The sequence below is a fragment of the Paucibacter sp. JuS9 genome (genome assembly GCF_044043925.2).
In the GTDB taxonomy this organism is placed as follows: domain Bacteria; phylum Pseudomonadota; class Gammaproteobacteria; order Burkholderiales; family Burkholderiaceae_C; genus JAUASW01.
This window is the reverse complement of record NZ_CP194172.1, coordinates 74,985-98,833: the sequence shown is the minus strand read 5'-3', so window position 1 is coordinate 98,833 and position 23,849 is coordinate 74,985. Positions and strand designations below refer to the sequence as shown.

General features: G+C 69.0%; 23 protein-coding genes. 8 read left to right on the top strand and 15 right to left on the bottom strand.

Annotated elements, in window-relative coordinates; all coding sequences use genetic code 11:
- Positions 1–7 precede the first annotated feature (7 nt).
- The 6 genes from ABT392_RS00390 to ABT392_RS00365 form a co-directional block, all read right to left on the bottom strand.
- Complete coding sequence (locus ABT392_RS00390; protein WP_395386794.1) at positions 8–1,225, bottom strand: CmpA/NrtA family ABC transporter substrate-binding protein; 1,218 nt, start codon at positions 1,223–1,225, stop codon at positions 8–10.
- A 278-nt stretch (positions 1,226–1,503) separates the two neighbouring features.
- Entirely contained in the window at positions 1,504–2,112 is a 609-nt protein-coding gene (locus ABT392_RS00385) for an ANTAR domain-containing response regulator (protein ID WP_395384413.1), read from the bottom strand.
- A gap of 126 nt (positions 2,113–2,238) precedes the next feature.
- Positions 2,239–2,643, bottom strand: a complete 405-nt coding sequence (locus ABT392_RS00380; protein WP_334279268.1) for an FKBP-type peptidyl-prolyl cis-trans isomerase — start codon at positions 2,641–2,643, stop codon at positions 2,239–2,241.
- 495 nt (positions 2,644–3,138) lie between these two features.
- Positions 3,139–4,419 carry a TRAP transporter large permease gene (locus ABT392_RS00375; protein WP_395384414.1) on the bottom strand — a complete coding sequence of 427 codons (1,281 nt, stop codon included), beginning with the start codon at positions 4,417–4,419 and terminating at the stop codon, positions 3,139–3,141.
- Between the two features lie 17 nt (positions 4,420–4,436).
- Complete coding sequence (locus tag ABT392_RS00370) at positions 4,437–4,988, bottom strand: TRAP transporter small permease (RefSeq protein WP_334279270.1); 552 nt, start codon at positions 4,986–4,988, stop codon at positions 4,437–4,439.
- A 70-nt stretch (positions 4,989–5,058) separates the two neighbouring features.
- Complete coding sequence (locus tag ABT392_RS00365) at positions 5,059–6,075, bottom strand: TRAP transporter substrate-binding protein (RefSeq protein ID WP_334279271.1); 1,017 nt, start codon at positions 6,073–6,075, stop codon at positions 5,059–5,061.
- A 151-nt stretch (positions 6,076–6,226) separates the two neighbouring features.
- Here ABT392_RS00365 and ABT392_RS00360 point away from each other — a divergent pair, with 151 nt between their 5' ends.
- Positions 6,227–8,173: a sensor histidine kinase gene (locus tag ABT392_RS00360; RefSeq protein WP_334279272.1), complete on the top strand. Its 1,947-nt coding sequence runs from the start codon at positions 6,227–6,229 to the stop codon at positions 8,171–8,173.
- Positions 8,166–8,768, top strand: a complete 603-nt coding sequence (locus tag ABT392_RS00355) for a response regulator transcription factor (RefSeq protein ID WP_334279273.1) — start codon at positions 8,166–8,168, stop codon at positions 8,766–8,768. Before ABT392_RS00360 ends, ABT392_RS00355 begins: the two co-directional genes overlap by 8 nt.
- Before the next feature lie 10 nt (positions 8,769–8,778).
- Here ABT392_RS00355 and ABT392_RS00350 read toward each other — a convergent pair whose 3' ends face one another.
- Both ABT392_RS00350 and ABT392_RS00345 read right to left on the bottom strand, forming a co-directional pair.
- A complete protein-coding gene (locus tag ABT392_RS00350; protein WP_395384415.1) occupies positions 8,779–10,095 on the bottom strand; it encodes a sensor histidine kinase in 1,317 nt (438 codons plus the stop codon).
- A complete protein-coding gene (locus tag ABT392_RS00345) occupies positions 10,092–10,748 on the bottom strand; it encodes a response regulator transcription factor (RefSeq protein WP_395384416.1) in 657 nt (218 codons plus the stop codon). The genes ABT392_RS00350 and ABT392_RS00345 overlap by 4 nt, the downstream gene beginning before the upstream one ends.
- A 106-nt stretch (positions 10,749–10,854) precedes the next feature.
- Between ABT392_RS00345 and ABT392_RS00340 the strand changes: the two genes are divergently transcribed.
- The 6 genes from ABT392_RS00340 to ABT392_RS00315 are packed head-to-tail and all read left to right on the top strand — an operon-like array spanning position 10,855 to position 18,336.
- Positions 10,855–11,904: an efflux RND transporter periplasmic adaptor subunit gene (locus tag ABT392_RS00340; RefSeq protein WP_395384417.1), complete on the top strand. Its 1,050-nt coding sequence runs from the start codon at positions 10,855–10,857 to the stop codon at positions 11,902–11,904.
- A 13-nt stretch (positions 11,905–11,917) separates the two neighbouring features.
- Positions 11,918–14,989, top strand: a complete 3,072-nt coding sequence (locus tag ABT392_RS00335) for an efflux RND transporter permease subunit (RefSeq protein ID WP_334279277.1) — start codon at positions 11,918–11,920, stop codon at positions 14,987–14,989.
- 8 nt (positions 14,990–14,997) lie between these two features.
- Positions 14,998–15,306 carry a DUF3240 family protein gene (locus ABT392_RS00330; RefSeq protein ID WP_334279278.1) on the top strand — a complete coding sequence of 103 codons (309 nt, stop codon included), beginning with the start codon at positions 14,998–15,000 and terminating at the stop codon, positions 15,304–15,306.
- Positions 15,303–16,556: a TolC family protein gene (locus tag ABT392_RS00325; RefSeq protein ID WP_395384418.1), complete on the top strand. Its 1,254-nt coding sequence runs from the start codon at positions 15,303–15,305 to the stop codon at positions 16,554–16,556. The genes ABT392_RS00330 and ABT392_RS00325 overlap by 4 nt, the downstream gene beginning before the upstream one ends.
- Positions 16,553–17,041 (top strand): hypothetical protein, encoded by a 489-nt coding sequence (locus tag ABT392_RS00320; protein WP_334279280.1) that lies wholly within the window; start codon positions 16,553–16,555, stop codon positions 17,039–17,041. Before ABT392_RS00325 ends, ABT392_RS00320 begins: the two co-directional genes overlap by 4 nt.
- Positions 17,038–18,336 (top strand): NAD(P)-binding domain-containing protein, encoded by a 1,299-nt coding sequence (locus ABT392_RS00315; protein WP_395384419.1) that lies wholly within the window; start codon positions 17,038–17,040, stop codon positions 18,334–18,336. The genes ABT392_RS00320 and ABT392_RS00315 overlap by 4 nt, the downstream gene beginning before the upstream one ends.
- A gap of 11 nt (positions 18,337–18,347) precedes the next feature.
- Here ABT392_RS00315 and ABT392_RS00310 read toward each other — a convergent pair whose 3' ends face one another.
- The 7 genes from ABT392_RS00310 to ccmC are packed head-to-tail and all read right to left on the bottom strand — an operon-like array spanning position 18,348 to position 23,849.
- The gene (locus ABT392_RS00310; RefSeq protein ID WP_395384420.1) at positions 18,348–19,490 is read right to left on the bottom strand and encodes a tetratricopeptide repeat protein; all 1,143 of its coding nucleotides are present in this window, start codon (positions 19,488–19,490) and stop codon (positions 18,348–18,350) included.
- Positions 19,487–19,936, bottom strand: coding sequence for a cytochrome c-type biogenesis protein (locus ABT392_RS00305; protein WP_334279283.1), 450 nt, complete (start codon positions 19,934–19,936; stop codon positions 19,487–19,489). Before ABT392_RS00305 ends, ABT392_RS00310 begins: the two co-directional genes overlap by 4 nt.
- A gap of 2 nt (positions 19,937–19,938) precedes the next feature.
- Positions 19,939–20,481, bottom strand: coding sequence for a DsbE family thiol:disulfide interchange protein (locus ABT392_RS00300; RefSeq protein WP_334279284.1), 543 nt, complete (start codon positions 20,479–20,481; stop codon positions 19,939–19,941).
- The gene (locus ABT392_RS00295) at positions 20,478–22,451 is read right to left on the bottom strand and encodes a heme lyase CcmF/NrfE family subunit (RefSeq protein WP_395384421.1); all 1,974 of its coding nucleotides are present in this window, start codon (positions 22,449–22,451) and stop codon (positions 20,478–20,480) included. The genes ABT392_RS00300 and ABT392_RS00295 overlap by 4 nt, the downstream gene beginning before the upstream one ends.
- Positions 22,448–22,903 carry a cytochrome c maturation protein CcmE gene (gene ccmE / locus ABT392_RS00290; RefSeq protein WP_334279286.1) on the bottom strand — a complete coding sequence of 152 codons (456 nt, stop codon included), beginning with the start codon at positions 22,901–22,903 and terminating at the stop codon, positions 22,448–22,450. The genes ABT392_RS00295 and ccmE overlap by 4 nt, the downstream gene beginning before the upstream one ends.
- Complete coding sequence (ccmD, locus tag ABT392_RS00285) at positions 22,900–23,061, bottom strand: heme exporter protein CcmD (protein ID WP_395384422.1); 162 nt, start codon at positions 23,059–23,061, stop codon at positions 22,900–22,902. Before ccmD ends, ccmE begins: the two co-directional genes overlap by 4 nt.
- On the bottom strand, positions 23,058–23,849 hold the full coding sequence (gene ccmC / locus ABT392_RS00280) for a heme ABC transporter permease CcmC (protein ID WP_395384423.1): 792 nt from the start codon (positions 23,847–23,849) through the stop codon (positions 23,058–23,060). The genes ccmD and ccmC overlap by 4 nt, the downstream gene beginning before the upstream one ends.

The following is a 23,849-nucleotide window of genomic DNA, read 5'->3' as shown; positions in this document are numbered from 1 at the left end:
GTGCTCCTCAAGCCTTGACCTTGAACGAATCGGCGTACTTGGCGGGTTCCTTGCCGTCCCAGGTCACGCCGTCGATCAGCTTGCTGGCGCGCAGGGCGTCCTTGGGCACGCTGACCTTCAGCTGCGATGCGGCCTGCTTGTAGAGCTCGATCTGGTTGATCTGCTTGGCCACGCCCAGGTAATCGGGATGGCCCTTGATCAGGCCCCAACGCTTGTGCTGGGTGAGGAACCACATGCCGTCCGACAGATAGGGGAAGTTCACCGCACCGTCGTTGAAGAACTTCATGTGGTTCGGGTCGTCCCAGGTCTTGCCCAGGCCGTTCTGGTAGCGGCCGAGGATGCGCTGGTTGATCGCGTCGGCGCTGGTATTGACATAGGACTTGTCGGCGATGGTGTCGGCCATCTTCAGCTTGTTCTGCAGGCCGGCATCGATCCAGCGGCTGGCCTCCAGCACGGCCATGATCACGGCGCGCGCGGTGTTCGGATACTTCTTCGCGAACTCGCCGGTCGTGCCCAGCACCTTCTCGGGATGGTCCTTCCAGATGTCCTGCGTGGTCACGGCGGTGATGCCGATGCCGTCCATGATGGCGCGGTGGCCCCAGGGCTCGCCGACGCAGTAGCCGTCCATATTGCCCACGCGCATGTTTGCCACCATCTGCGGCGGCGGCACGGTGATGACCTTGGCGTCCTTGATCGGATTGATGCCGACACTGGCCAGCCAGTAGTACAGCCACATCGCATGCGTGCCGGTCGGGAAGGTCTGCGCGAAGGTGTACTCGCGCTTCTCGGTGCTCATCAGCTTGGCGAGCGAGGCGCCATCCACGGCGCCCTTGTCCGCCAGCTTCTTCGACAGCGTGATGGCCTGGCCGTTGTTGTTCAGGGTCATCAGCACGGCCATGTCCTTCTTCGGCCCGCTGACGCCGAGGTGCACGCCGTAGATCAGGCCGTAAAGCACGTGCGCCATGTCCAGCTCGCCGTTGACCAGCTTGTCACGCACACCAGCCCACGAGGCTTCCTTGGTCGGGATGATCTTGATGCCGTACTTCTTGTCGAAGCCCAGCACCGAGGCCATCACGATGGAGGCGCAGTCGGTCAGGGGGATGAAGCCGATGCGCACCTCCTCCTTCTCGGGCTTGTCCGAGCCGGCGGCCCAGGCCATGGGGCTCATGGCACTCATGGCGGCACCGGCAGCGCCGGCCAGCAATGTGCGGCGTTCCTCGCTCATCAAACCCTCCTTGTGCAGCTTCTTTCCAGTCGTATGGCTCATCGAGATCTCCAAGCAGAAAAGGACAAAGGCGTCGCGACCAGGAGACCACTCGCGTGTCTCCATCGGTCGGACGCCTTTGTCCTTGTTCGATTCCAGAAGGGCCCACGCCGTTGCGGGCCCGACGACTTCACTTCAGCAGAAAGCGTGCCAGCGTTATTCCGGGAGATTTGGCCGGTGCACGCACCGGCCGCGCACTGTTTGCCGGCATCGCTGCGCCAGATTGGTGCAATGCAACATCAACCCGGGCGCAAAAGGGAATGCGCGTCGATGACCCGCTCTGCCACGGCGGCCAACGCCTCACCGCGGTCCATCGCGAGCTTGCGCAGACGCTTGTAGGCCGCGTCCTCATCCAGGCCCAGCTCGCTCATCAGGATGCCCTTGGCCTTCTCCACGCTCTTGCGGCTGGCCAATTGCGCCTGCGCCTTGCCCAGCTCCTGGCGCAGCGCCAGGTCTTGCTCGAAACGGGCAATCGCCACCTGCAGCACCGGCGCCAGGCGCTCGGCGCGCAGGCCGGCCACCACATAGGCGCTGACGCCCGCCTTCAGGGCGCGGCGCATCGGGTCGTCGCCGCCGTCCTCGGAAAACATCACCACCGGGCGCGGCATCGTCTCCGACACCGTGGCAAGCATCTCTACCGTGTCGCGGGTGGGCGATTCGCTGTCGACGATCACCACATCGGGCTTCAAGCGCAGCACGCAGTCATGGATCAGCGTGGCCTGCTCCACCACGCCCACCACCTCGCAGCCCAGGCGCGCCAGCTCGTCGCTGATCAGCGCGCCGCGGTGGGCACCGTCATCGATCAGCAGGATGCGCAGGCCCTGGGCCAGGGAGAGGGAGTCGCTCAAGGGGGGTTGTTACGGGACAAGGGTTGCAGGGCTTGACGCAACTTCCATGCCCGCAAGCGGGCCTCAGCAATCAATCAAGGTCACAGCCCATCGGTCCATGGCCATCCCCGAGGCGACCCGCCGTGCTCAGGGCTTGACGATGCCCAGCAGCTCGATCTCGAAGGTCAGCGGCGTGTTGGGCGGAATGGCGCCGCCACCGGCACCGCGTTCGCCATAGGCCAGGGCGGCCGGGCAATAGAACTTGGCCTTGCCGCCGACCTTCATCAACTGCACGCCTTCGGTCCAGCAACGGATCACGCGGTTGAGCGGCAGGTCCATCGGCTCGCCGCGGGCGACCGAACTGTCGAACTCGCGGCCGTCGAGAAAGCGGCCGACGTAGTGCACCTTGACCTTGTCGTTCTGCGTCGGCTTCGCGCCGGTGCCGGCCACGACTTCGGTGTAGACCAGGCCCGAGGCGGTGGTGATGGGTTCGGCGGCCAAGGCCGGCGACAGGCACAGCGCGAGGGGAATCAAGGCGAGCAGCTTGCGCATGGAATTCATCCAGGGTTTTCGATGGAGCCGGATCATCGCATCGCGCGCGCATGCAAAAAATGGCTCATCGCCGATCTGAGGGGGAGACTCATGCAGGCACGTAGCTGCCGTTCGTTTTCTTGTTCCTCGGTTGGTCGAAGATCAGGCCGCCAGCGGGTTCCCCTGCGCTCGTGTCCCCCGGCCCTGGCTGCGCCAGGCCCTCCTCCTTTACCTCGCTTCGGGAAACCCACTGCCGTCCTGCTCCGGCCACACTGGGCATGTGCCTCGACACAGGCGACGGGCGGTGCGGGTCAGGACGGTTGGGCGCTCTGTGGAGTGAGGTAGAGGAGGAGGCCGAAGGCCGGGGGACACGAACGCAACAGAGCGCCCAAGCGGCCTGATCTTCGAGCCATCATGAAAGACGGCAACGTGCCGTCAAGGGACATCCAAGGAATTCGGCGATTCAGCAGAAAAAAGGGCTCGCCGTGGCGAGCCCCTATTGCAAGTGCCTTGGTCCTATTTCAGGAGCAGCTGCGGCAGCCACAGCGAGATCTGAGGCACATAGGTCACCACGCCCAGGAAGATCAGCATCGTGAGCAGCCAGGGCCAGACGGCCACGGTCAGCTCCGAGATGCCCATCTTGGTGATACCCGAGGCCACATAGAGGTTCAGGCCCACCGGCGGGTGGCACATGCCCACCTCCATGTTCACCACGATCAGGATGCCGAAGTGCACCGGGTCGATGCCGAGCTTCATCGCCACCGGGAACAGGATGGGCGCAAGAATCAGCACGATGGAGCTGGGCTCCATCACGTTGCCGGCCAAGAGCAGCAGGATGTTGCAGACCAGCAGGAAAGCGATGGGACCGAAGCCCTGGCCGATCATCCAGTCGGCCATGGCCTGCGGGATGTTCTCGCTGGTCATCAGGAAGCTGAACAGCACCGCGTTCGTGATGATGTAGAGCAGCATCGCGCTCATGCTGGCCGAGTCGAGCAGCACCTTCGGGAGGCGCTTCAGGGACATGTCCTTGTAGACGAAGGTGGCAATCACGAAGGCATAGACCGCCGACATGGCCGCCGCTTCCGTCGGCGTGAAGATGCCGGTGTAGATGCCGCCCATCACGATGACGATCAGCAAAAGGCCCCACACGCTTTCGCGGAAGGCCTTCCAGCGCTCGGCCCAGGACGCCTTGGGCATGCGCGGGTAGTTGTTCTTGCGGGCGATGTACCAGGTCGTGAACCCGAGGCAGATCGCCAGCAAGAGGCCCGGCACCACGCCAGCGATGAACAGTGAGCCGACCGAGGTGTTGGTCGAGACCGAGTACATCACCATCACGATGGACGGCGGGATCAGGATGCCCAGCGACCCCGAGGTAGTCAGGATGCCCGCGCCGAAACGGTTGGGGAAGCCCTGCTTGACCATGGCCGGCAGGATCACCGAACCGATGGCCACCACGGTGGCGGGCGAGGAGCCCGACACCGCGGCGAACAGCGCGCAGGCCATCACGCCGGCGAGGCCCAAGCCCCCGTTCCAGTGGCCGATCATGCTGGTGGCGAAGCGGATCATCCGCCGCGCCACGCCGCCGTGGGTCAGGAAGTTGCCGGCCAGGATGAAGAACGGGATCGCCATGATCTCGAACTTCTCGATGCCGGTGAACAGCTTCAAGGCGACCGACTGGATCGGCACCTCGGTCATGGTGAAGAGGAAGGTCAGGACGGTGAGCCCGAGCGAGATGCTGATCGGCATGCCGGTCAGCATCAGCAGGATCAGCAGCACGAAGATGATGGAGGCGTTCATGGTGTCGTGCTCCTTGCTCAGGCCGGACCGGCATCGTCCAGGCCTTCGACATGGCCGTGGTCATGGTGGGGCAGCTCGCCGGTCTTCAGGAAGCTCCAGGCCACCTGCAGGAAGCGGAAGCTCATCAGAGACGAGCCCAGCGGCACACAGAGATAGACCCACCACATCGGCACCTCGAGGTCGGCCGAGGTCTGCTCGGTCTCGGACATGTGCCAGACGAAGTTGGCGCCCATGGCCGCCACCGTGCCGGTGAACAGCGCGCCGGCCAGCAGGCCCACGAGGACCAGTGCCTTGTGCGCACGGCCCTTGAGCTTGCGCAGGATCACGTCCACGCCCACGTGGATGCCGGTGCGCACGCCATAGGCGGCGCCGAACTTGGCCATCCAGACAAACATGAAGATGCACAGCTCCTGCGCCCAGCTCATGTTGATCTGGATCGTGTAGTCCTGGATGTAGGGCACGCCGGAGAGGTAGCGGTGCACCACGGCGGCGAAGATCACCAGCGTGGCACCACCGATCAGGAAGGCGATCAGCCATTCCTCGAGGTGGTTGAGGATGCGGTTGAGCATGGAAGCTCCCAGAGAGGGGGGGGCAGGTGCGAGAGCGGCACCAGTGTGGCGCCGCGTTCGGAACAATGGCTTACTTGCTCAGCGAGTAGCCGGCGGCCTTGTAGGTATCGGCAATCATCTGCTTGCCCACGCGCGCTTCCATCTCCTTGTGCACCACCGAGGTGGCCTTCTTCATCTCGTTGAGCTCGGCGGCCGTGGGCGTGTAGATGGCTGTCTTGCCGCTGGCCTTGATCTTGTCCAGGGCCGTGGCGTTCTCGGTGGCGGCGATGGCGTTGGCGTAGGTGGTGGCGTCCTTCATGGCGCCCTCGAGCTGGCTGCGCAGCTCGGCCGGCAGGCCGTCCCAGAACTTCTTGTTCACGACGACGGCATAGGCCAGGTGGCCGTGGCCGGACAGCGTCATGTGCTTCTGCACCTCGAAGACCTTCTGCGTGTAGATGTTGGACGGCGTGCTCTCGGTACCGTCCACCACGCCGGTCTGCAACGCCTGGTAGAGCTCGCTGAAGGCCATCACCTGCGGGATCGAGCCGAGCGAGCGCATCTGCGCGTCAAGCACCTTGCTGGACTGGATGCGCATCTTCAGGCCCTTGAAGTCGGCCACGTTCTTCAGCGGCTTGTTGGCCGTCATGTGGGTGGCACCGTTGTCCCAGTAGGCGAGACCGGTGATGCCCTTGCTCTCCAGCTTCTTGAACAGGTCGGCACCGACCTTGCCCTCGGTCACGGCGCGGAAGGCCTCTGTGTCCTTGAAGATGAAGGGCAGGTCGAAGACCTCATATTCCTTGACACCCAGCGGACCGAACTTCGAGAGCGAGGGCGCCAGCATTTGCACCGAGCCGAGCTGCAGCGCCTCGAGCTCTTCCTTGTCCTTGTAGAGCTGGCTGTTCGGATAGACCTCGACCTTGACGCGGCCGCCGGTGCGCTGTTCTGCCAGCTCCTTGAAGCGCAGTGCGCCCTTGCCCTTGGGCGTGTCGGGCGCCACGACATGGCTGAACTTGATGACGATGGGCGCCTGCGCCTGGGCGCCCAAGCTGACGATGGCCAGCAGGCTGGCGGCGGCGATGGCGATGGAACGGCGTGCGATTCTGGGCATGGCTTGTCTCCTGTTGTGGCAGCTGCGGATGGAATTGAGCCGCTATGCGCTCGATTGTGCGAAGCGACCTCGCCCGGCGGAAGTTGTGGACATCCACATTTCGGCGCGCCGGCACCACAGGCCCACTGGGCGCAAACGTAGACTGCGCGGCATGCAGCCCCGCCCTCTTGAAGACGCCCATCCGCGCCGCGGCGGCTGGCGCTCCCTGCTGTGGACGCTGCCGCTGCTGCTCTCGCTGGTCTTCGTGGCCGGCGTGCTGGCCTGGGTGCGGGCCAACGAGCTGGCCGAGCGCGAGCTGGAGCGGCAGACGCTGATCACCGACGCCCTGTCCACCGAAGCCCAGCTGCGCAGCCGCATCGCTGAAGAAACGGCGCTGCTGCGCCGCCTGGCGGCCGGCCTGGCCGGCGCGCAGCCCGGCGTCGAGGCCCTGGCTGCCCGGCCCGAGCTCAACACCGGCCTGCGCCGGCTCTGGCTCTCGGTGACCTGGCTGGACAGCCGCAACCGCCAGATCGCGCAACTGCCGCCCCAGGGCATTGCCAACGAGGACGGACTGTCGCTGCACCTGAGCGAGCCGGTCGGGCCCGAAGGGCGAGAGGGCAGCCTGGTCGTTCGCTATGCGCCGTCGCTGCTTCTCAAGCATGGCGTGCCCTGGTGGCTTTCGCGCAAGTACGAGGTGCAGATGGTGGACAGTGCCGAGCTGCTGATCGCCAGCACCGGCGAGCTGCGCATGCCGGCCGGCCCCGGGCCCAGCTACCGCGTGGCCTTCAGCGGCCCCTTGCGCTCCAGCCCGCTGACCGAGGCCGCCATCACCGATGCCGCGCTGGTGCTGACCGTGCGCGAGCCCCAGCCCACCGCGCTCAAGCCGCTGGCCCTGGTGCTCATCGCCGGCTTCCTGCCCCTGTCGGCCGTTGCGAGCTGGCTGCTGCGCCGGCAGGTGCGCCAGGTGCTGCGAGCCGAATCGGCCTGGCGCACTGAAGCTGCCTGGCGCGCGGCGATGGAAGACTCGGCCCTCGTGGGCCTGCGCGCCCGTGATTCCGAAGGCCAGGTGCTCTACGTCAACCGCACCTTCTGCGACCTGGTCGGCTGGCCCGCCGAGCAGTTGCTGGGCCGCAGGCCACCCATGCCCTACTGGCCGCCGGACGCGCTGGAAGAAGTGGCGCAGCGCAACCGCCGCACCTTCGCAGGCCAGGCGCCGCGCGAGGGCTATGAGGCGCGCTGGGTGCACCGCGACGGCCACATGATCGAGGTGATGGTGTTCGAGTCGCCGCTGGTCGATGCGGCCGGGCAGCAGATCGGCTGGATGGGCTCCATCATCGACATCACGCAGCGCAAGCGGCTCGAGGAGCGCGAGCGGCGGCAGGTCGAGACCCTGGCCCACAACGCGCGGTTGACAATGCTGGGCGAAGTCGCGTCCACGCTGGCGCATGAATTGAACCAGCCGCTGACGGCCATCGCCAGCTACAACGCCGGCGTTCTGAATTCATTGCAGCGCCAGGGCGGCGCGGACCCGGTGGTGCTCAATGCCCTGCAGCGGCTGGGCCAGCAGGCCGCGCAGGCGGGCCGCGTGGTGCAGCGCATCCGCGAGTTCCTGACGCGGCGCGAACCGCAGCGGGAGCGCTGCCAGCTGGGTGTCGTGATCAGCGATGCCGTGGCGCTCCTGAGCAAGGAGCTGTCGCGCGCAAAGATCGAGATGAGCTTGCGGCTCGACCCCGCCCTGCCCGCCGTGGTGGCTGACGCTGTGCTGATCGAGCAGGTGCTGATCAATCTCGTGCGCAACGCCGCCGATGCCTTGCTGACGCACCCTGAACCCCGCCACATCGAAGTGACGAGCCGCTTGGCCGGCAGCTTTGTGCGCATCGACGTGATGGACAACGGCCCGGGCCTGCAAGGCCTGGGCGCCGAAGCCCTGTGCGCACCCTTCTATTCGACCAAGAGCGAAGGCATGGGCATGGGACTGGCGATCTGCCGCTCCATCATCGAAGCGCATCAGGGCTTGCTGGATGCAGGCGAAGCGCCGGGCGGCGGTGCGCGCTTCTCGTTCAGCCTGCCCTTGGCCACGACAGCGACTGCAGAAGAGGAGGATCCGAGCCATGTCTGAAGTCTGGCTGGTTGACGATGATCCCGATGTGCGCGATGCGCTGGCCTTTCTGCTCGGCTCGCGCGGGCTGCAGGTGCAGGCATTCGAGAGCGGCGCGGCCGTGCTCGCCGCATTGGATGCATTGAGCCGGCCGCCGCGTGGCGTCTTCCTGCTCGACGTGCGGATGGAAGGCATGACCGGCACGCGGCTGCACGACGAGCTGCTGGAGCGAAAGCTCAAGAACCCGGTGCTCTTCCTGACCGGCCATGGCGACATCCCGATGGTGGTCGAGGCGCTGAAGAAGGGCGCGTTCGATTTTCTGGAGAAGCCCTACAGCGACAACGCGCTGGCAGACCGCATCGAGCAGGCCCTGGCCGTGGAAGCCGCGATGCAGGCCGAAGGCGCCAATGCCGCCGAGCGTGAAGCCCGCCTGGCCAGCCTCACCGAACGCGAACGCGAGGTGATGCACCGCGTGGCAGCCGGCAAGCTCAACAAGGTGATTGCCGACGAGCTGCATGTCTCGGTGCGCACGGTGGAGGTCCACCGCGCCCGCGTGTTCGCCAAGCTGGGCCTGCGCTCGGCGGCCGAAGTGGCAACGCTGCTGGCGCAGGGCTGAAGGTCAGGCGTCAACCCTGCATCGGCTGGCCATCGGCCCCCGCGCGCTCCCACAGGCGCAGTGACACGGCGAATCCAGGTCCCGGCTCCAGTGTCAGCGAACCCGCATGGGCACGGGCGATCAGGTCCACCAGACGCAGGCCCAGGCCCGACCCGGCGCGTTCGCTGGTGTCGCCGAGGCCTGCCTGCAAGTCGGCGCGGCGGCCTTCATCGACGCCGGGGCCGTTGTCGCGCACACAGAGGCATTGCACCTGACCCTCGCGCCGTGTGGACAGCCAGACGTCGGTGGCGCCATGGCGCACGGCGTTGTCCAGCAGATTGGCCAGCGCGGCACTGATCAGGTCGGGGTCGGCGCGCAGTGGCGGGCCGCCCTCCAGGTGCAGGCTCAAGTCTTCCACGGGCAGCTGGCGGGTGAGGTCGGCCAGGGTCAGCGGCTGCAAGGCCAGCTCATGGCCGCTGCGGAACAGGGCCAGCAGCGAGGTGACGACGCGCTTGAGCCGGTCAACGGCAGCGCGCGTGCGCTGCAGGCGCGGCCGGGCCGACTCATCCACCTCGCGCAAGGCCAGGGCCAGTTGAGCGTCCATGCCGGCCAGCGGCGTGCGCAAGGCATGGGCGGCATGGGCGGCGAAAGCCTGCTCCTGCTGCACCTTGCGCGCCAGCCGCTCGCCGAGGGCCGTGATCGAGGCCCGGACCACGGCGATCTCGGCCCGCGTGGCCTCGGGCAGTTGGGTGTCGGGCCGCAGCGGGTCATAGTGCTCGATCTGGGCCGCCAGGCCGCGCAGCGGATGCAGCGCTGCCGCCACGCGCCGGCGCAGCAGCACCGCGAAGACCACGCTGACCGCCATCGCACTGAGCCCGACGAAGACCACCGATTCGTAGCGCGACTCGAAACGCTCCGCCCCATGCTGTGCCACGTAGAGGATGCGGTTGCGGTCCAGCAGGCGCATGCCATAGACCCGCCATCCGCCGCTGCCATCGGACAGACCGGCATGGAAGGCGGGAAGCAGCGGCGGCCGGGGCGCGCCATGCGAGCGGCGCACCAGGCTGCCGTCGGCCTCCAGGATCTGCCAGACGACTCGCTCCACATGGGGCGGTGCCGGCAGCAGTTCGCCCAGCGCCTCGTCGGGCAGGTTGGGCCGCAGCGCCACCAGGCCGTAGATCACCTCGCCGGCCTCGCGCAGCGTGTCGTCCATCAGGTCGTCGACCTCGTGGCGCACGCCCCAGGTCAAGGTCAGGAACAGCGCCAGCATCCAGCCCAGGCTCACCAGGGTCAGCGTGCGTATCAGCTCACGCTGCAGCGAGGGCAGATGCTCCAACTTGTTGTTCATTTCGGTACCCGGTAACCGAGGCCGCGCACTGTCTCGATGCAGTCGCGGCCCAGCTTGCGGCGCAAGTTGAACACATGGACCTCCAGGGTATTGCTGCTGCTCTCGCCGTCGAAGCCGGTGGACAAGGCCTCCAGGTCCGACTTGGACACCACCCGCCCGGCGCGCGCCACCAGGGCGCCTAGCACGTTCCACTCCCGCGCCGTCAGGTCCACCGGCACGCCATGCCAGTAGGCCTGCTTGGCCGTCAGGTCCAGCTCGGCGCCCTCGCCGAGGCGCACACGCGGTGCGCCCTGCGTGACAGCCCGCCGGCTCAGCGCACGCAGCCGGGCGGCCAGTTCCTCGGGCTGGAAAGGCTTGACCAGGTAGTCGTCCGCGCCACTGTCCAGGCCGCGGATGCGCTCGCTCAGCAGGTCGCGCGCCGTGATCATGATGATGGGCACGGTGCCGCCGCGCTCGCGCAGGCGCCTGACCCAGTCCAGCCCGGAGCCATCCGGCAGCTGCCAGTCCACCAGCAAGGCGTCATAGGGCTCGCTCATCACCGTCTGGGCGTCCAGCAGACGCTGGAACCAGTCCACCAGATGACCCTCCAGGCGCAGGAAGGCGCTGAGCGCTTCGCCCAGGGTTTCATCGTCTTCGATCAAAAGCAGCCGCATGACATCAATCTCCAGGCAGCCAAGGTAACACCGCGGGTCCAGCGTCGGCTTCAGCTGGACTTCAGGCGTGCTGCTCAGCATCCAGCCCGTTCACATCGGAGCCCTCATGTTGCCCATCCGTGCCTTCTCGGCGTTTGCATTGACCCTGTCCTTCTTGCCTGGCTTTGCGCAATCGCAAGTCCTGACCCTGCAGGATGGCCAGGTGCGCGCCCTCGGCTTGCACAGTTCCCTGGCGCAGGCCGAACAGGGCGCCGCCCAGCGCGCCAGCGGCCGCGCCGCGCTGCCGCCGCAAGCCCAGCGGGTCGTCGCCCTGCCCTTGCCGGGCCTCGTCGAGCAGTTGCGATTCGCGCCCGGCGAGGCCGTGCCGGCCGGCGCGCTGATGGCCCAGTTGCGCAGCGCGCAGGGCCATGAGCTGGGACACGACCTGGAGGGCAGCCACCAGCAACTGGTCAGCGCCCGCCGCACCGCCGAGCGCGACGAGCAGCTTGCCAGGGAAGGCCTGATCGCGCAGTCGCGCCTCGACGCCAGCCGGGCGGCCCTGGCCCAGGCCGAATTGATGCATGAGGGTCGCCAGACGGCCCTCGCCCTCTCGGGCAGCGATGGCAATGGCCTGCTGCGCGCCCGCGCACCGATGGCTGGCCTGGTGCTGGAGCAGCTGGTGCAGGTGGGCCAGCGGGTCGAGGCCAACCAGCCGCTGTACCGCATCGCCCGGCTCGACCAGGTCTGGATCGAGCTCAGCCTGCCGGCGGCGCTGGCCGACCAGCTGCGCCCCGGCGCCCGCATCGAGCTGCCCGGCCGCAGCGGCCAAGGCGTGCTGCTGGGCGTTGCCGGCGTGGCCGATCCGGCCACGCAGCTGGTGACCCTGCGCGCCCGCTACGAAGGCAGCTCACCGCCAAGGCCCGGCCAGTGGGTCGAGGTCGAGATCCGGATACCGGGCGCCCAGCCCCAGCGCATCGCGGCCAGCGCCTTGTCCGAGCGCGACGGCAAACCGCTGGTCTTCCAGGACGAGGGCCAGGGCCGCTACCGCGCCCTGCACCCCAGCAACGTCGAGCGCCGTGGCGGCGAAGCCCTGCTGCAAGGCCTGCCACCTGGCGCGCGCCTGGTCACCCAGGGCTCAGCCGCGCTGCGCGCCCTGCTGGACAACGCCAAGCCATGACGGAGCCATCGCCATGAATCTGTTTGCCGGCATGCTGGCGTTCTCCCTGCGCCAACGCGCTCTCGTCGCCATCGTCACCGTGGCCCTGGCCGGTGCCGGCATTGTGGCTTTCGAATCGCTGCCCATCGACGCCTTTCCCGATGTCTCCAGCACCCAGGTCAAGCTGGTGCTGAAGGCGCCGGGCCTGACACCCGAGGAGGTCGAGTCGCGCATCACCGTGCCCATCGAGCAGGAGCTGCTGGGCCTGCCGCGCCAACGCGTGCTGCGCTCCACCTCCAAGTACGCGCTGGCCGACATCACGCTGGACTTCGAGGACGGCACCGACGTCTACTGGGCCCGAGCCCAGGTCAGCGAGCGCCTCGGCGCCGTGATGAAGGACCTGCCTGAAGGCCTGTCCGGCGGCCTCGCGCCCATCACCACGCCGCTGGGCGAGATGTTCATGTTCACGCTGGAAGGCCCGCAGTCGCTGGCCGAGAAGCGCCGTCTGCTGGACTGGCAGATCCGCCCCGCCCTGCGCACCGTGCCCGGCGTGGCCGATGTCAACAGCCTCGGCGGCCGGGTCGAGACCTTCGAGGTCGTGCCCGACCCGTTGGCCCTGCAGGCCCAGGGGCTGACGCTCAAGCGCCTGCGCGAGATCCTGCAAGCCGCCAACCGCAACGACGGCGCCGGCCGCCTGGCCGCCGGCGAGGAAGCCCTGATCGTGCGCGCCGAGGGTGCCATCCGAACGCTGGACGACCTGGCGCAGACCGTGGTGCGCCGCCATGAGGGTCAGGTCGTGCGCCTGGCTGACATCGCGCAGGTCCAGGCCGGCGCGCTGACCCGCTACGGCGCGGTCACCCGCGACGGCCAGGGCGAGGCGGTCGAAGGCCTGGTGCTGGGCCTGCGCGGTGCCAATGCGCGCCAGGTGGTGGCCGGCGTCAAGCAGCGACTTGCCGAACTGCAGCTGCCACCGGGGCTCAAGGTCGAGGTCTTCTACGACCGAGCCCGCCTCGTCGACCGTGCCGTCGGCACCGTGGGCCGCGCCCTGCTGGAAGCCGTGGTGCTGGTCGTGGTGCTGCTGCTGGTCTTCCTCGGTCAGCTGCGCCCCGCCCTGGTCGTGGCCCTGATGCTGCCGCTGGCGGCGCTGGCCACCTTCGTGCTGATGCGCGCCTTCGGCCTGTCGGCCAACCTGATGAGCCTCGGCGGCCTGGCAGTGGCCATCGGCATGCTGGTGGACGGCGCCGTGGTGCTGGTCGAGAACATCGAGAGCGAACTGGCGCAAGGCGAGCGCGCCCGCCGCGCCGGCGTTCTGCACCTGATCTACCGCGCCGGCAGCGCCGTGGCGGCGCCGGTAGCCTCGGGCATCGCCATCATCGTCATCGTCTTCCTGCCGCTCTTGAGCCTGGAGGGACTGGAGGGCAAGCTGTTCGGCCCGGTGGCCCTGACCATCGTCTTCGCGCTGCTGGCTTCGCTGCTGCTGTCGCTGACCGTGGTGCCCGTGCTGGCCTCCTGGCTGCTGAAGACCGGCGAGCCGCATGAACCCTGGCTGATGCGCCGCATCGCACCGGCCTATGCCCGGCTCCTGGACTGGGCGCTGGCCAACGGCCGGACGCTCGCCCTGGGCACGGCCATCGCCCTGCTGGGCGCCGTGGGCGCGATGGCCTGGGTGGGCAAGACCTTCATGCCGACCATGGACGAAGGCGACGTGATCCTGCAGCTGGAAAAGCTGCCCTCGATCGGCATCGATGCCACCGTGGCCCTGGACCTGCGCGTGCAGCAGGCGCTGCGCGAGCGCGTGCCCGAGGTGCTGCACGTGGTGGCCCGCAGCGGCGCCGATGAGCTGGGCCTTGACCCCATGGGCCTCAATCAGACCGACAGCTTCCTCGTCCTCAAGCCCATCGAGCAATGGCGCAAGCCCGACAAGGCCTGGCTGCTCGGGCAGTTGCGCGAGGTGATGAGCGACTTCCCCGGCGTGGATATTGCCTTCACGCAGCCCATCGACATGCGCATCAGCGAGATGCTGTCCGGCGCCCGCGGCGACCTGGCGCTGAAGATCTACGGCAGCGACCTGGCGCAGCTCAACCAGCTGGCCCAGCAGGCCGAGAAGCTGATCGCCGGCCTGCCCGGCGCCGAGGACACGCTGACCCTGCGCAACGACGGCGTGCGCTACCTGCAGGTCGACATCGATCGCGGCGCCGCCGGCCGCCTGGGGCTGGACGCCGAGGCCATCCAGCAGGAGCTGCGCCACTGGGTCGAAGGCGAGAGCGCCGGCCTGGTGCATCGCGAGGGCAGGCGCATACCGCTTCAAGTGCGCGGCCCGGAATCGCTGCGCAGCGACCCGGAGGCCTTCGCGCGGCTGCGCATCGCCAGTGACCAGGGCGCCGCTGTACCGCTGGCCGGCGTGGCCAGGCTCAGCAGTGTCGAAGGCCCGGTCAAGATCGACCGCGAGCAGGCCCAGCGCTATGTGATGGTGCAGTCCAATGTGCGCGGCCGCGACCTGGTCGGCTTCGTTGGAGAGGCCCAGGCCCTGATGGCCCGCGAGCTCAAGCTGCCGGCCGGCTACAGCCTCGCCTGGGGCGGCCAGTTCGAGAACCAGCAGCGCGCCGCGCGCCGCCTGGCGCTGGGCGTGCCGGTCAGCCTCGGCCTGATCTTCTTCCTGCTCTTCAGCACCTTCGGCTCGGTGCGCCAGGCCCTGCTGGTGCTGGCCAATGTGCCGCTGGCCCTGATCGGCGGCATCGCGGCGCTGAGCGTGGCGGGCGAATACCTGTCGGTGCCGGCCTCGGTGGGCTTCATCGCCCTGCTGGGCATCGCCGTGCTGAATGGCGTGGTGATGCTGAGCCATTTCAACGAGTTGCTGGCGGCCGGGCGGCCGCTGGCCGAGGTGGTGCGCGAGGGCGCGCGGCGCCGGCTGCGCCCGGTGCTGATGACGGCGGCGATCACCGCCGGCGGCCTGGTGCCGCTGCTGTTTGCCAGCGGCCCGGGCAGCGAGATCCAGCGGCCCTTGGCCATCGTCGTGATCGGCGGACTGCTCTCGTCCACGGCGCTGACGCTGCTGCTGCTGCCTTTGATGTTCCGCCGTTTCGGCCTGGCCAAGGAGGCCTTGTGATGAAGCCCATGAGTGATCTGGTTTGCGTGGTGCTGGTCGTGCCAGCCGCCGCCGAGCCGCGCCTGGTGGACTGGCTGATGGAACAGCCGGGCAAGGCCATCGAGTTCGCCGTGCATCGTGTCGCGGCCCGCGGGCCGCTGGTGCAGCTGGCGGGCATCGAGGAGCGTGTGCAGGGCTATGCCGAACGCGTGGAGGTCAAGCTGGTGCTGGCGCGTGAGCACAGCGCCGCATTGATCGCAGCGCTGAAGGCCTTGCTGGCCGGCACCGATGGCGGCCTGTGGGTGCAGCCGGTGGAACAGCTGGAGGCTTTCGCATGAAGCACCGACTCTTGCCTTGCCTGCTGGCGGCCGCTCTGGGCGGCTGGATGGGCGCCTCGTCGAGCGCCTCAGCGCAGACGCCGGCCGCCTGGTCGCCCGAGCCCGCCCTGCTGGCCTCACCCGCCTGGCGCGCCGCCCTGGCCGGGCGTCAGGAACAGGGCGCCCTGGCCGCCCAGACCCGCGCCGGCAATGGCGAATGGACGGTATCGCTGGCCGCTGCCCATCGCCGTGAACCACTGCTGCAGCCCGGCAGCAACCAGGACCTGGAACTGAGCCTGCAGCGCCCCTGGCGATTGCCAGGCAAGGCTGCGGCCGCCGACCTCGCTGGCGCGGCCCGGGAGGACTACGGCCGCGCCCGGCTGGCCCTGGCCTGGCGCGAACAGGCCGAGCGGCTGCTGGCGCAATGGGCTGCCTGGCGGCGCGAGACCGAGGGTCAGGCGCTGCTGCAAGCGCAGCGCGACAGCGTGGCCCAGGAGGTCGCCGCGCTGGCGCGGCGCCAGCAATTGGGCGATGCCGCACCGGCCGAGCTGCTGCAGGCCGAAGCCGCATTGGCCGGCGCCGAGTCGCGCCTGGCCCAGGGCCGCAGCGCCGCCGACGAACAGCAGCGGCGCCTGCAGACCCTGCTGGGCGATGCACCGCTGCCGCCCACCACCTGGCAGGCGCCGGCCGCGCATGACATCAACACGGCGCAGCTCGAAGAACAGGATGCCGCCCTGCAGCTGGCCGAAGCCGAGGCCCGGCTCAGCCGGCGCCTGGCCGAGCAGGAGCGGCGCGAACAGCGGCCCGACCCGGTGCTGGCGGTGCGCGCATTGCGTGGGCGCAGCGGCGAGGAGCGCGTGCTGGGCGTGAGCCTCAGCCTGCCCATCGGCGGCGAGGGCCGCAGCCAGGCCGGCCGCGCCGCCGCGGCCCGCGCCGCCGCCGCCGAGGCCATGCTCGATCAGGCCCGCCTGGATGCCCAGCTGCGGGCCCAGCAGCTGCTGCGCCAGCTCGAACTCGCGCAGCAGCAATTGAGCCTGCAGGCCCGCCATGCCGAGGCGCTGCAACAGCACGCCGACAAGCTCGCCCGCGCCTATGCCCTCGGTGAAGCGCAGCTGGGCGACCGCTGGGCCGCACGCCGCCAGGCGCAGGAGGCAGCGTTGGCCCTGGCGCAGGCCCGCATTGAGCGGCAATTGCTGGAGGGCCGCATCGCGCTGGCGAGCAGCCGTCTCTGGCCCTTGTCCGGCCACCCGGTCACAAGGAGCGTCCCATGAAGCCCTGGATCCCACTCGCCCTGACGCTGCCCGCCTTGGTCGCCTGCGCCCTGCCCGGCACTACGGTGATCGGCGAGCGCCTGTGCGTGCCCCATGTTCGCCAGGCGCTGTGTACCGACCGGCCTCAGGCCGAAGAGCCTCTGCAGCCCGGCGACCGGGTGCTGAACCTGGTCCGTGCCGAGCCCGATGACCGCCACGGCCGCGTGCGCGTGCAACTCGCCGGCCAGCCACCAATCTGGCTGTTGCCGGGCACCCGGGTCCGCGTGCTGCTGCCGCCGCAAGGCAGCGCCGAACTGCAACTGTCCTGGACCGGTGGCAGCCGCCACTGGACACCGGAGCAGGCACAAGGTGAGCAATGGTTGCAGCTGCATTCCCAGGCCAGCCTGTTCAGCCAACACTACGCACTCGCGGCGCTGGCGGCGCCACGGCCCGAGCTGCCGATCAGCGGCCTGATCGACAGCCGACCGCCCCGCACACACCCATGAGCAGCAGCACCTACCTTCCCCTCTACCTCGGCGTCGGCGCCGCCGCCATCGCCCTGCACCTGTTGATGCGCCGCCGGAGAGAGCGCGGAAACGCCGAGGCACGCGCAGAGGCCGACCAGGCCGGGCTCAACGAGCCACCCTCGCTGCATCCGGTCGTCAACCCGGTGCGCTGCATCGGCAGCGGCGGCTGCGTCAGCGCCTGCCCCGAGGGAGCGTTGGGCATCGTCGACGGCCGCGCCACCCTGATCAATGCCTCGGCCTGCATCGGCCATGGCGCCTGCGCCGAGGCCTGCCCGGTGGAGGCGATCACCCTCGTCTTCGGCACCGAGAAGCGTGGCGTCGACATTCCCAAGGTCTCGCCGCAGTTCGAGTCGAACGTGCCGGGCATCTTCATCGCCGGCGAGCTCGGCGGCATGGGCCTGATACGAAAGGCCGCGAGCCAGGGCGTGCAGGCGGTCGATGCGATACGCCGGCGCAAGGCCGGCCCCGACGAACTCGACCTGCTGATCGTCGGCGCCGGCCCGGCCGGCCTCGGTGCCGCGCTGGCGGCGCAGGAAATGGGCCTGCGCTATTCGGTGATCGAGCAGGAGGACTCGCTCGGCGGCGCGATCTACCACTACCCACGCGCCAAGATCGCAATGACGGCGCCGGTCAGGCTGCCCCTGGTGGGCAGCGTGCGCATGAGCGAGGTCTCGAAGGAGAAGCTGCTGGACTTCTGGCACGGCATCGTCGGCAAGACCGGCCTCGTGCTCCGCTTCAACGAGCGCATGGACCGCATCGAACCGCAGGGCGAAAGCTTCGTGATCCACACCAGCCAGGGCCAGCATCGTGCCCGCTCGGTGCTGCTGGCCATCGGCCGGCGCGGCTCGCCGCGCAAGCTGGGTGTGCCGGGAGAGGAACTGCAGAAGGTGGTCTACCGGCTGATCGATGCCGAGCAGTACCGCGGCCAGCAGGTGATGGTGGTGGGTGGTGGCGACAGCGCGCTGGAAGCCGCGCTGCAGCTGGCCGAGCAGCCCGGCACGACGGTGCAGCTGTCCTACCGCAGCCAGGCGTTCAGCCGCGTCAAGCCCAAGAATCGCAGCGCGCTGGAGGCTGCCGCGGCCGCCGGTCGCCTTGAGCTGCTGCTGCAGACCGAGATCGAGCGCATCACGCCCGACGCGGTGTCGCTGCGTGGCAGCGGCGGGCTGCTCTCACGCCCCAACGACGCACTGATCGTCTGCGCCGGCGGCGTGCTGCCCACGGCCCTGCTGCAGCAGATGGGCATTGCCTTCGAGACCAAGCACGGCGAGGCCTGAGCGCAGCGGCTTCACTTCACCGGCGTCGCGATCACGAGCTTCAGCTGCTCGCTGCCCACGGCCACGGCCGCCGTGCTGCCTTCCAGGTCGCCGGGCTGAGGCTGTGCCTGGCCACTGCGCGAGATTCGGGCGCTGACCACGACCTCGCGGGCCGAGGACAGGCGGGCCTGCGGACTCATGGCCAGCGAGTCGTCGAGCACGAAGGACAGGGGCAGGTCTTTCACCTGCTTGCGCAGCATCGCCAGTGGCATGCGCGCCCCTTGCGCTGGGCGGGCGAAGACGAACACCGTGTCGTCCGGCTGCACCTGTTTCAGCAGGGCCGGTGCGAGGCTGACCTGGCCGGTCACGCGAGCGCCGGCCAGGCCCGGCAGGGCCGCACTGGCGGCAGCCGGCTGACCAAGCGCCTGGCGCGCATCCTCGACGCCGGCCCGCGCCTGCTCGACCAGATTGCCCCCCACGCCACCCTGCACCACCGCCTCCCAGTGCTTGAGCGCGGCGGCGTAGTCCTGGCGATTGAAGGCCTCGGTGCCGGCCAGCAGCAGGGCCTTGGGCTGGCGCGGATCCATCTGCAAGGCCTTGCGTATCCATTCCATCGGTGCGCCGCTGAGCTGCCGGCCCTGCTGCAGGGCAAGGGTGTCGGCGTAATCGGCCATCAGCTGCGCATCCTTGGGTGCCAGCTTGAGCGCGCGCTCGTAGGCCGGCAGCGCCTCGGCCGGCCGGCCGAGGGTGGCGTAGGAGCGGGCCAGCATGCCCCAGCCTTCGGCATCGTCGGGGCTGGTCTTGAGCCGCTCAGCGAGGCTCTGCACCATGGCCGCCATCTGCTCGTTGCCGAGCGCATGCGGCGCCGAAGCCGCCGTGGCCGACGGGGTCAAGCCCGTCTGCATGCCGGACCAGCCGGCCTCGGCCGAGCCGCTCCACCAGTAGCCGGCACCGCCCAGGCCGGCCACCACGGCGCCGACCAGCAGCCAGGTGCGCAGCCCGGCACGCGGCGCGGCCGTGGCAACGGCCGGCGCGGCCAGCACCGCCGCCACCAGCTCTCGCTCCAGCGCCTGGCGGCTTTCCTGGTGCAGGGTCTCGGACAGCAGGCCGTCGCGCTGCATCTGGTCCAGTTTCTCGATGCGCTGGCGCAGCAGGTTCAGGTCGTTCGGATTCATCGGCGGGGTTCCTGGAGGTCATCGGTGGGGTCGGGTTCGAAGGCGGCGTCGGCCAGGTTGCGCCGCCGCGCCAGGTGCAGCAGCAGGGCCGCCAGCGCCGCGAACAGCAGCAGGGCCGGCCCGAACCACAGCAGCCAGGTGCTGGGCTGGACCGGCGGCCGGTACAGCACGAAGTCGCCGTAGCGCTGGGTCATGAAGGCGATCACCTGGGCCTCGCTCTCGCCCCGCGCGAGGCGTTGGCGGACTTGTTCGCGCAGGTCGATGGCCAGGCCCGCATGCGAGTCGGCGATGGTCTGGTTCTGGCAGACCAGGCAGCGCAGCTCCGAGGACACGGCCATCACGCGGGCCTCGAGCCCCGGGTCGGCCGCGAGCGGTGCCGCTTCGCCAGCCCAGGCACCAGGCAGGGCCTGCAGGTACAGCAGGAAGAACATCCAGCAGCGCTTCATGCTCAGACTCCCAGTTGCGCGAGCAGCGGCTCGATCTTCTCGGCGATGACCTGCTCGGTCAGCGGGCCGACGTGCTTGAGACGCACCCGGCCATCCATGTCGATCACGAAGGTCTCGGGCACGCCATAGACGCCCCAGTCGATGCCGGCCAGGCCCTGGTCATCGAAGCCCGAGGCCACATAGGGGTTGCCGAAGCGGCGCAGCCAGTCCTGGCCGGCCGGCCGCGTGTCCTTGTAGTTGAGGCCGTAGACGGCCACGCGGCCGCGCCTCGAGTAGGCGAGCAAGGTCTCGTGCTCCTCGCGGCAGGCCACGCACCAGGAGGCCCAGACATTGAGCATCCAGACCTTGCCGAGCAGGTCCTCACGGCGCAGGCGCAGCCCGGCCTGATCGAGGCGCGGCAGGTCCAGGGCCGGGGCCGGCTTGTCGATGAAGGGGCTCGGCACCTCGCGCGGGTCGCGCGAGAGACCGCGCGCCAGGAAGGCGAGCAGCACGGCGAACAGCAGCAGCGGCAGCCAGAGCTTCCAATGCTTGAACAGCGGTTTCATGCCAGGACCTCCTGCACCGGCGAAGCGGCCGTGCGCCGTTCGCGTATCGCTTGTCGATAGCGTCTGTCCGTGGCGGCCACGGCGCCACCCAGGGCCATCAAGACACAGCCGCCCCAGATCCAGTCGACGAAAGGCTTGAGGTAGACGCGCAAGGTCCAGGAGCCGTCCTCGAGCGCTTCGCCGAGCGAGACATAGAGGTCGCCACGCAGCCCCGTGTGGATCGCGGCCTCGGTCATCGGGTTCTGCTGCACGCGGTAGATGCGCTTCTCCGGATGCATCACGGCCACGCGCTTCTCGCCACGCCAGGCTTCGACCGTGCCGCGCGTCGCCAGGTAGTTGGGACCTTGCACGTCTTCCACGCCGAGGAAGCGGAAAGTGAGGCGCTCGAAGCTCACCGTGTCGCCGGGCCGCACGCGCACGTCGCGCTCCTGCTCGTAGCCCTTCACCATCACCACACCGATGATGAAGACCGCCACGCCGGCATGGGCCATCCACATGCCCCAGGCACCACGCGGCTGCGCGGCCAGCTGGCGCCAGCGCTCGGCCCAGGTCGCGCCTCGCGGCCAGAGGTCGCTGAGCACGCCTGCAAAGATCCAGAACGCCGCCGTCAGCCCCAGCGCCGCCTGCCAACCGATGCGACCCGCCGCCCAGGTGCTGCCCACACCGGCCAGCACGGCCACCACGGCAGCCCAGCGCAGGCGCAGCAGCAGCGGCGGCAGTTCGGCCGCTTTCCAGCGCAGCAACGGCCCGACGGCCATCAGGAAGAGCAGCGGCGCCATCAGCGGCACGAACACCGATTCGAAGTAAGGCACGCCGACCGAGATCTTGCCGAGGCCCAGGCCATCGAGCACCAGCGGATACAGCGTTCCCAGCAGCACGGCGGCCGTGGCCACCAGCAGCAGCACGTTGTTGGCCAGCAGGGCCGTCTCGCGCGACAGCAGCTCGAAGCGCGCCCCCAGGCCCACCTTGCCCGAGCGCCAGCCGTAGAGCGCGAGCGCCCCGCCCACGGTCACGCCCAGGAAGGCGAGGATGAAGAGCCCGCGCTTCGGGTCCGACGCGAAGGCATGGACCGAGCTCAGCACGCCCGAGCGCACGAGGAAGGTACCGAGCAGTGACAGCGAGAAGGCGAGGATGGCCATCAGCACGGTCCAGGACTTGAAGGCACCGCGCTTCTCGGTCACTGCAAGCGAATGGATCAGCGCCGTGCCCACCAGCCAGGGCATGAAGGAGGCGTTCTCCACCGGGTCCCAGAACCACCAGCCGCCCCAGCCCAGCTCGTAATAGGCCCACCAGCTGCCGAGCATGATCCCGAGCGTGAGGAAGACCCAGGCGGCCGTGGTCCAGGGCCGCGTCCAGCGCGCCCATTGCGCATCGAGCTCGCCGCTCAGCAGCGCCGCGATGGCGAAGGCGAAGGCCACCGAGAAGCCGACATAGCCCATGTAGAGCATGGGCGGGTGGATGACCATGCCAGGGTCCTGCAGCAGCGGGTTCAGGTCACGGCCGTCGGGCGCAGCGGGTATCAAGCGCTCGAACGGGTTCGAGGTCAGCAGCATGAAGAGCAGGAAGCCGAGCGCCACCCAGGCCAGCACGACCAGCAAGCGCGTCACCAGCGGTTCGGGAAGGCGGGCACTGAAGCGGTCCACGGCCAGGGTCCAGAGCTGCAGCATCAGCAGCCACAGCAGCAGCGAGCCCTCGTGACCGCCCCAGACGCCGGCGACCTTGTAGGCCAGCGGGAGCGCGGTATTGGAATGCTCGGCCACGTAGAGCACGCTGAAGTCATTCGCCACGAAACTGAGCGTCAGCATCACGAAGGAGAAGGCCACCAGGCCGGCGATCAGGCGGGCCAGCGGCCGCGCCAGCGCCGCGAGATCGGCCCGGCCCCGCTGCAGCCCCCACAGCGGCAGCAGCGACTGCACCAGGGTGGCCGCGAGCGCGAGCCAGAGGGCGAAATGTCCCAGCTCGGCCCTCATGGCGCACCCGCCGACGAGGTGTTCAGACTGCCGCCCTTGCGCGCACGCTCCAGCGCCTCGGCGGCCTCGGGCGGCATGTAGTTCTCGTCGTGCTTGGCCAGCACCTCCTGCGCGACGAAGCGGCCATCGCCCTGCAGCCGGCCCTGAGCCACCACGCCCTTGCCCTCCTTGAACAGGTCCGGGAGGATGCCCTGGTAGTCCACCGCCATGGCATGCGTGGTGTCGGTGACTCGGAACCTCACGACCACGCCATCGCGCTTCACGCTGCCGGCCTCCACAAGTCCGCCGATGCGGAACAGCCGGCCCTGCGGCGCCTCACCGGCCTGCACCTGGCTCGGCGAATAGAAAAACACCAGGTTGCTGCGAAAGGCATTCATCACCAGGGCAGCCGCGAGGCCCAGCAGGGCGAGTACGCCGGTCGCCAGCAGCAGCCGCTTGTTGCGCGTCTTCATGCCTCGCCCTCCCCGTCCTGGCGCGGCGCCAGCGCGCGCGCCAGGCGGCGGCGCAAAAGCCAGGGCTCCACCAGCATCAGCGCAAGGCTCAGGCCATAGGCCGGCCAGACGTAGCGACCGTAGCCGCCCAGTTCGATCAAGGATTGCAAGCTGTTCATGATTCGTGACGATGGCGATGCGGGCCCTGCTCAGCCTGCAGCTGACGGACCCATTGGTGATCGGACTCGCGCTCAAGCGCGATGGCACGGGCCCGTGCAAAGACGACGGCAAAGGCATAGGCCCAGCAGGCCAGCGTCATCAGCAGCATGGCGGTGAGCATGGTGCTGGCCATCTTGGGCGCGGCAGTCGCGCTGATCGTGGCGCCCTGGTGCAGCGTGTTCCACCAGCGCACCGAGAAGTAGATGACCGGCACATTGATGGCGCCGACGAGAGCCAGCAGCGCCCCGGCCTGGTCGGCGCGGCGGGTGTCCTCGATGCTCGCAACCAGGGCCAGGTAGCCGAGGTAGAGGAAGATCAGGATCAGCTCGCTGGTCAGCCGCGCATCCCAGACCCACCAGGTGCCCCAGGTCGGCTTGCCCCAGGCCGCGCCGGTCCACAGCGCGATCACCGTGAACAGCGCGCCGGTGGGCGCGATGGCGCGCGCCAGCATCGCGGCCATGCGCACGTTCCAGGCCCAGCCGATCAGGGCCCAGAAGGCCATGGCCAGGTAGAGCACCATGGACAGCCAGGCCGCCGGCACATGCAGGTAGATGATGCGGTAGGCCTCGCCCTGCGTCGCGTCGGTGGGCGCGACGACGAAGCCCACCCACAGGGCCACGGCCGCCAGCACCAGGCAGGTCGCCCAGAGCAGCGGTGCCATGGCCTCGGTGGCGCGGTAGAAGCTGGATGGCGCCGCGAGGCTGAAAAAGCGCCAGGGCGGGCGCAGCGTGGCGGTGGTGTTCATCAT

What these genes read in the sequence shown, in the direction of transcription:
- ABT392_RS00325 (WP_395384418.1), top strand. Translation starts at nt 15,303, where the DNA reads ATGAAGCACCGACTCTTGCCTTGCCTGCTGGCGGCCGCTCTGGGCGGC.
- ABT392_RS00370 (WP_334279270.1), bottom strand. Translation starts at nt 4,988, where the DNA reads ATGCTCAACCGCATCCTCAACCACCTCGAGGAATGGCTGATCGCCTTC.
- ABT392_RS00305 (WP_334279283.1), bottom strand. Translation starts at nt 19,936, where the DNA reads ATGAAGCGCTGCTGGATGTTCTTCCTGCTGTACCTGCAGGCCCTGCCT.
- ABT392_RS00330 (WP_334279278.1), top strand. Translation starts at nt 14,998, where the DNA reads ATGAGTGATCTGGTTTGCGTGGTGCTGGTCGTGCCAGCCGCCGCCGAG.
- ABT392_RS00350 (WP_395384415.1), bottom strand. Translation starts at nt 10,095, where the DNA reads ATGAACAACAAGTTGGAGCATCTGCCCTCGCTGCAGCGTGAGCTGATA.
- ABT392_RS00355 (WP_334279273.1), top strand. Translation starts at nt 8,166, where the DNA reads ATGTCTGAAGTCTGGCTGGTTGACGATGATCCCGATGTGCGCGATGCG.
- ABT392_RS00365 (WP_334279271.1), bottom strand. Translation starts at nt 6,075, where the DNA reads ATGCCCAGAATCGCACGCCGTTCCATCGCCATCGCCGCCGCCAGCCTG.
- ABT392_RS00320 (WP_334279280.1), top strand. Translation starts at nt 16,553, where the DNA reads ATGAAGCCCTGGATCCCACTCGCCCTGACGCTGCCCGCCTTGGTCGCC.
- ABT392_RS00300 (WP_334279284.1), bottom strand. Translation starts at nt 20,481, where the DNA reads ATGAAACCGCTGTTCAAGCATTGGAAGCTCTGGCTGCCGCTGCTGCTG.
- ABT392_RS00315 (WP_395384419.1), top strand. Translation starts at nt 17,038, where the DNA reads ATGAGCAGCAGCACCTACCTTCCCCTCTACCTCGGCGTCGGCGCCGCC.
- ABT392_RS00295 (WP_395384421.1), bottom strand. Translation starts at nt 22,451, where the DNA reads ATGAGGGCCGAGCTGGGACATTTCGCCCTCTGGCTCGCGCTCGCGGCC.
- ccmE (WP_334279286.1), bottom strand. Translation starts at nt 22,903, where the DNA reads ATGAAGACGCGCAACAAGCGGCTGCTGCTGGCGACCGGCGTACTCGCC.
- ABT392_RS00345 (WP_395384416.1), bottom strand. Translation starts at nt 10,748, where the DNA reads ATGCGGCTGCTTTTGATCGAAGACGATGAAACCCTGGGCGAAGCGCTC.
- ABT392_RS00375 (WP_395384414.1), bottom strand. Translation starts at nt 4,419, where the DNA reads ATGAACGCCTCCATCATCTTCGTGCTGCTGATCCTGCTGATGCTGACC.
- ABT392_RS00360 (WP_334279272.1), top strand. Translation starts at nt 6,227, where the DNA reads ATGCAGCCCCGCCCTCTTGAAGACGCCCATCCGCGCCGCGGCGGCTGG.
- ABT392_RS00390 (WP_395386794.1), bottom strand. Translation starts at nt 1,225, where the DNA reads ATGAGCGAGGAACGCCGCACATTGCTGGCCGGCGCTGCCGGTGCCGCC.
- ABT392_RS00335 (WP_334279277.1), top strand. Translation starts at nt 11,918, where the DNA reads ATGAATCTGTTTGCCGGCATGCTGGCGTTCTCCCTGCGCCAACGCGCT.
- ABT392_RS00340 (WP_395384417.1), top strand. Translation starts at nt 10,855, where the DNA reads ATGTTGCCCATCCGTGCCTTCTCGGCGTTTGCATTGACCCTGTCCTTC.
- ccmD (WP_395384422.1), bottom strand. Translation starts at nt 23,061, where the DNA reads ATGAACAGCTTGCAATCCTTGATCGAACTGGGCGGCTACGGTCGCTAC.
- ABT392_RS00380 (WP_334279268.1), bottom strand. Translation starts at nt 2,643, where the DNA reads ATGCGCAAGCTGCTCGCCTTGATTCCCCTCGCGCTGTGCCTGTCGCCG.
- ccmC (WP_395384423.1), bottom strand. Translation starts at nt 23,849, where the DNA reads ATGATGAACACCACCGCCACGCTGCGCCCGCCCTGGCGCTTTTTCAGC.
- ABT392_RS00310 (WP_395384420.1), bottom strand. Translation starts at nt 19,490, where the DNA reads ATGAATCCGAACGACCTGAACCTGCTGCGCCAGCGCATCGAGAAACTG.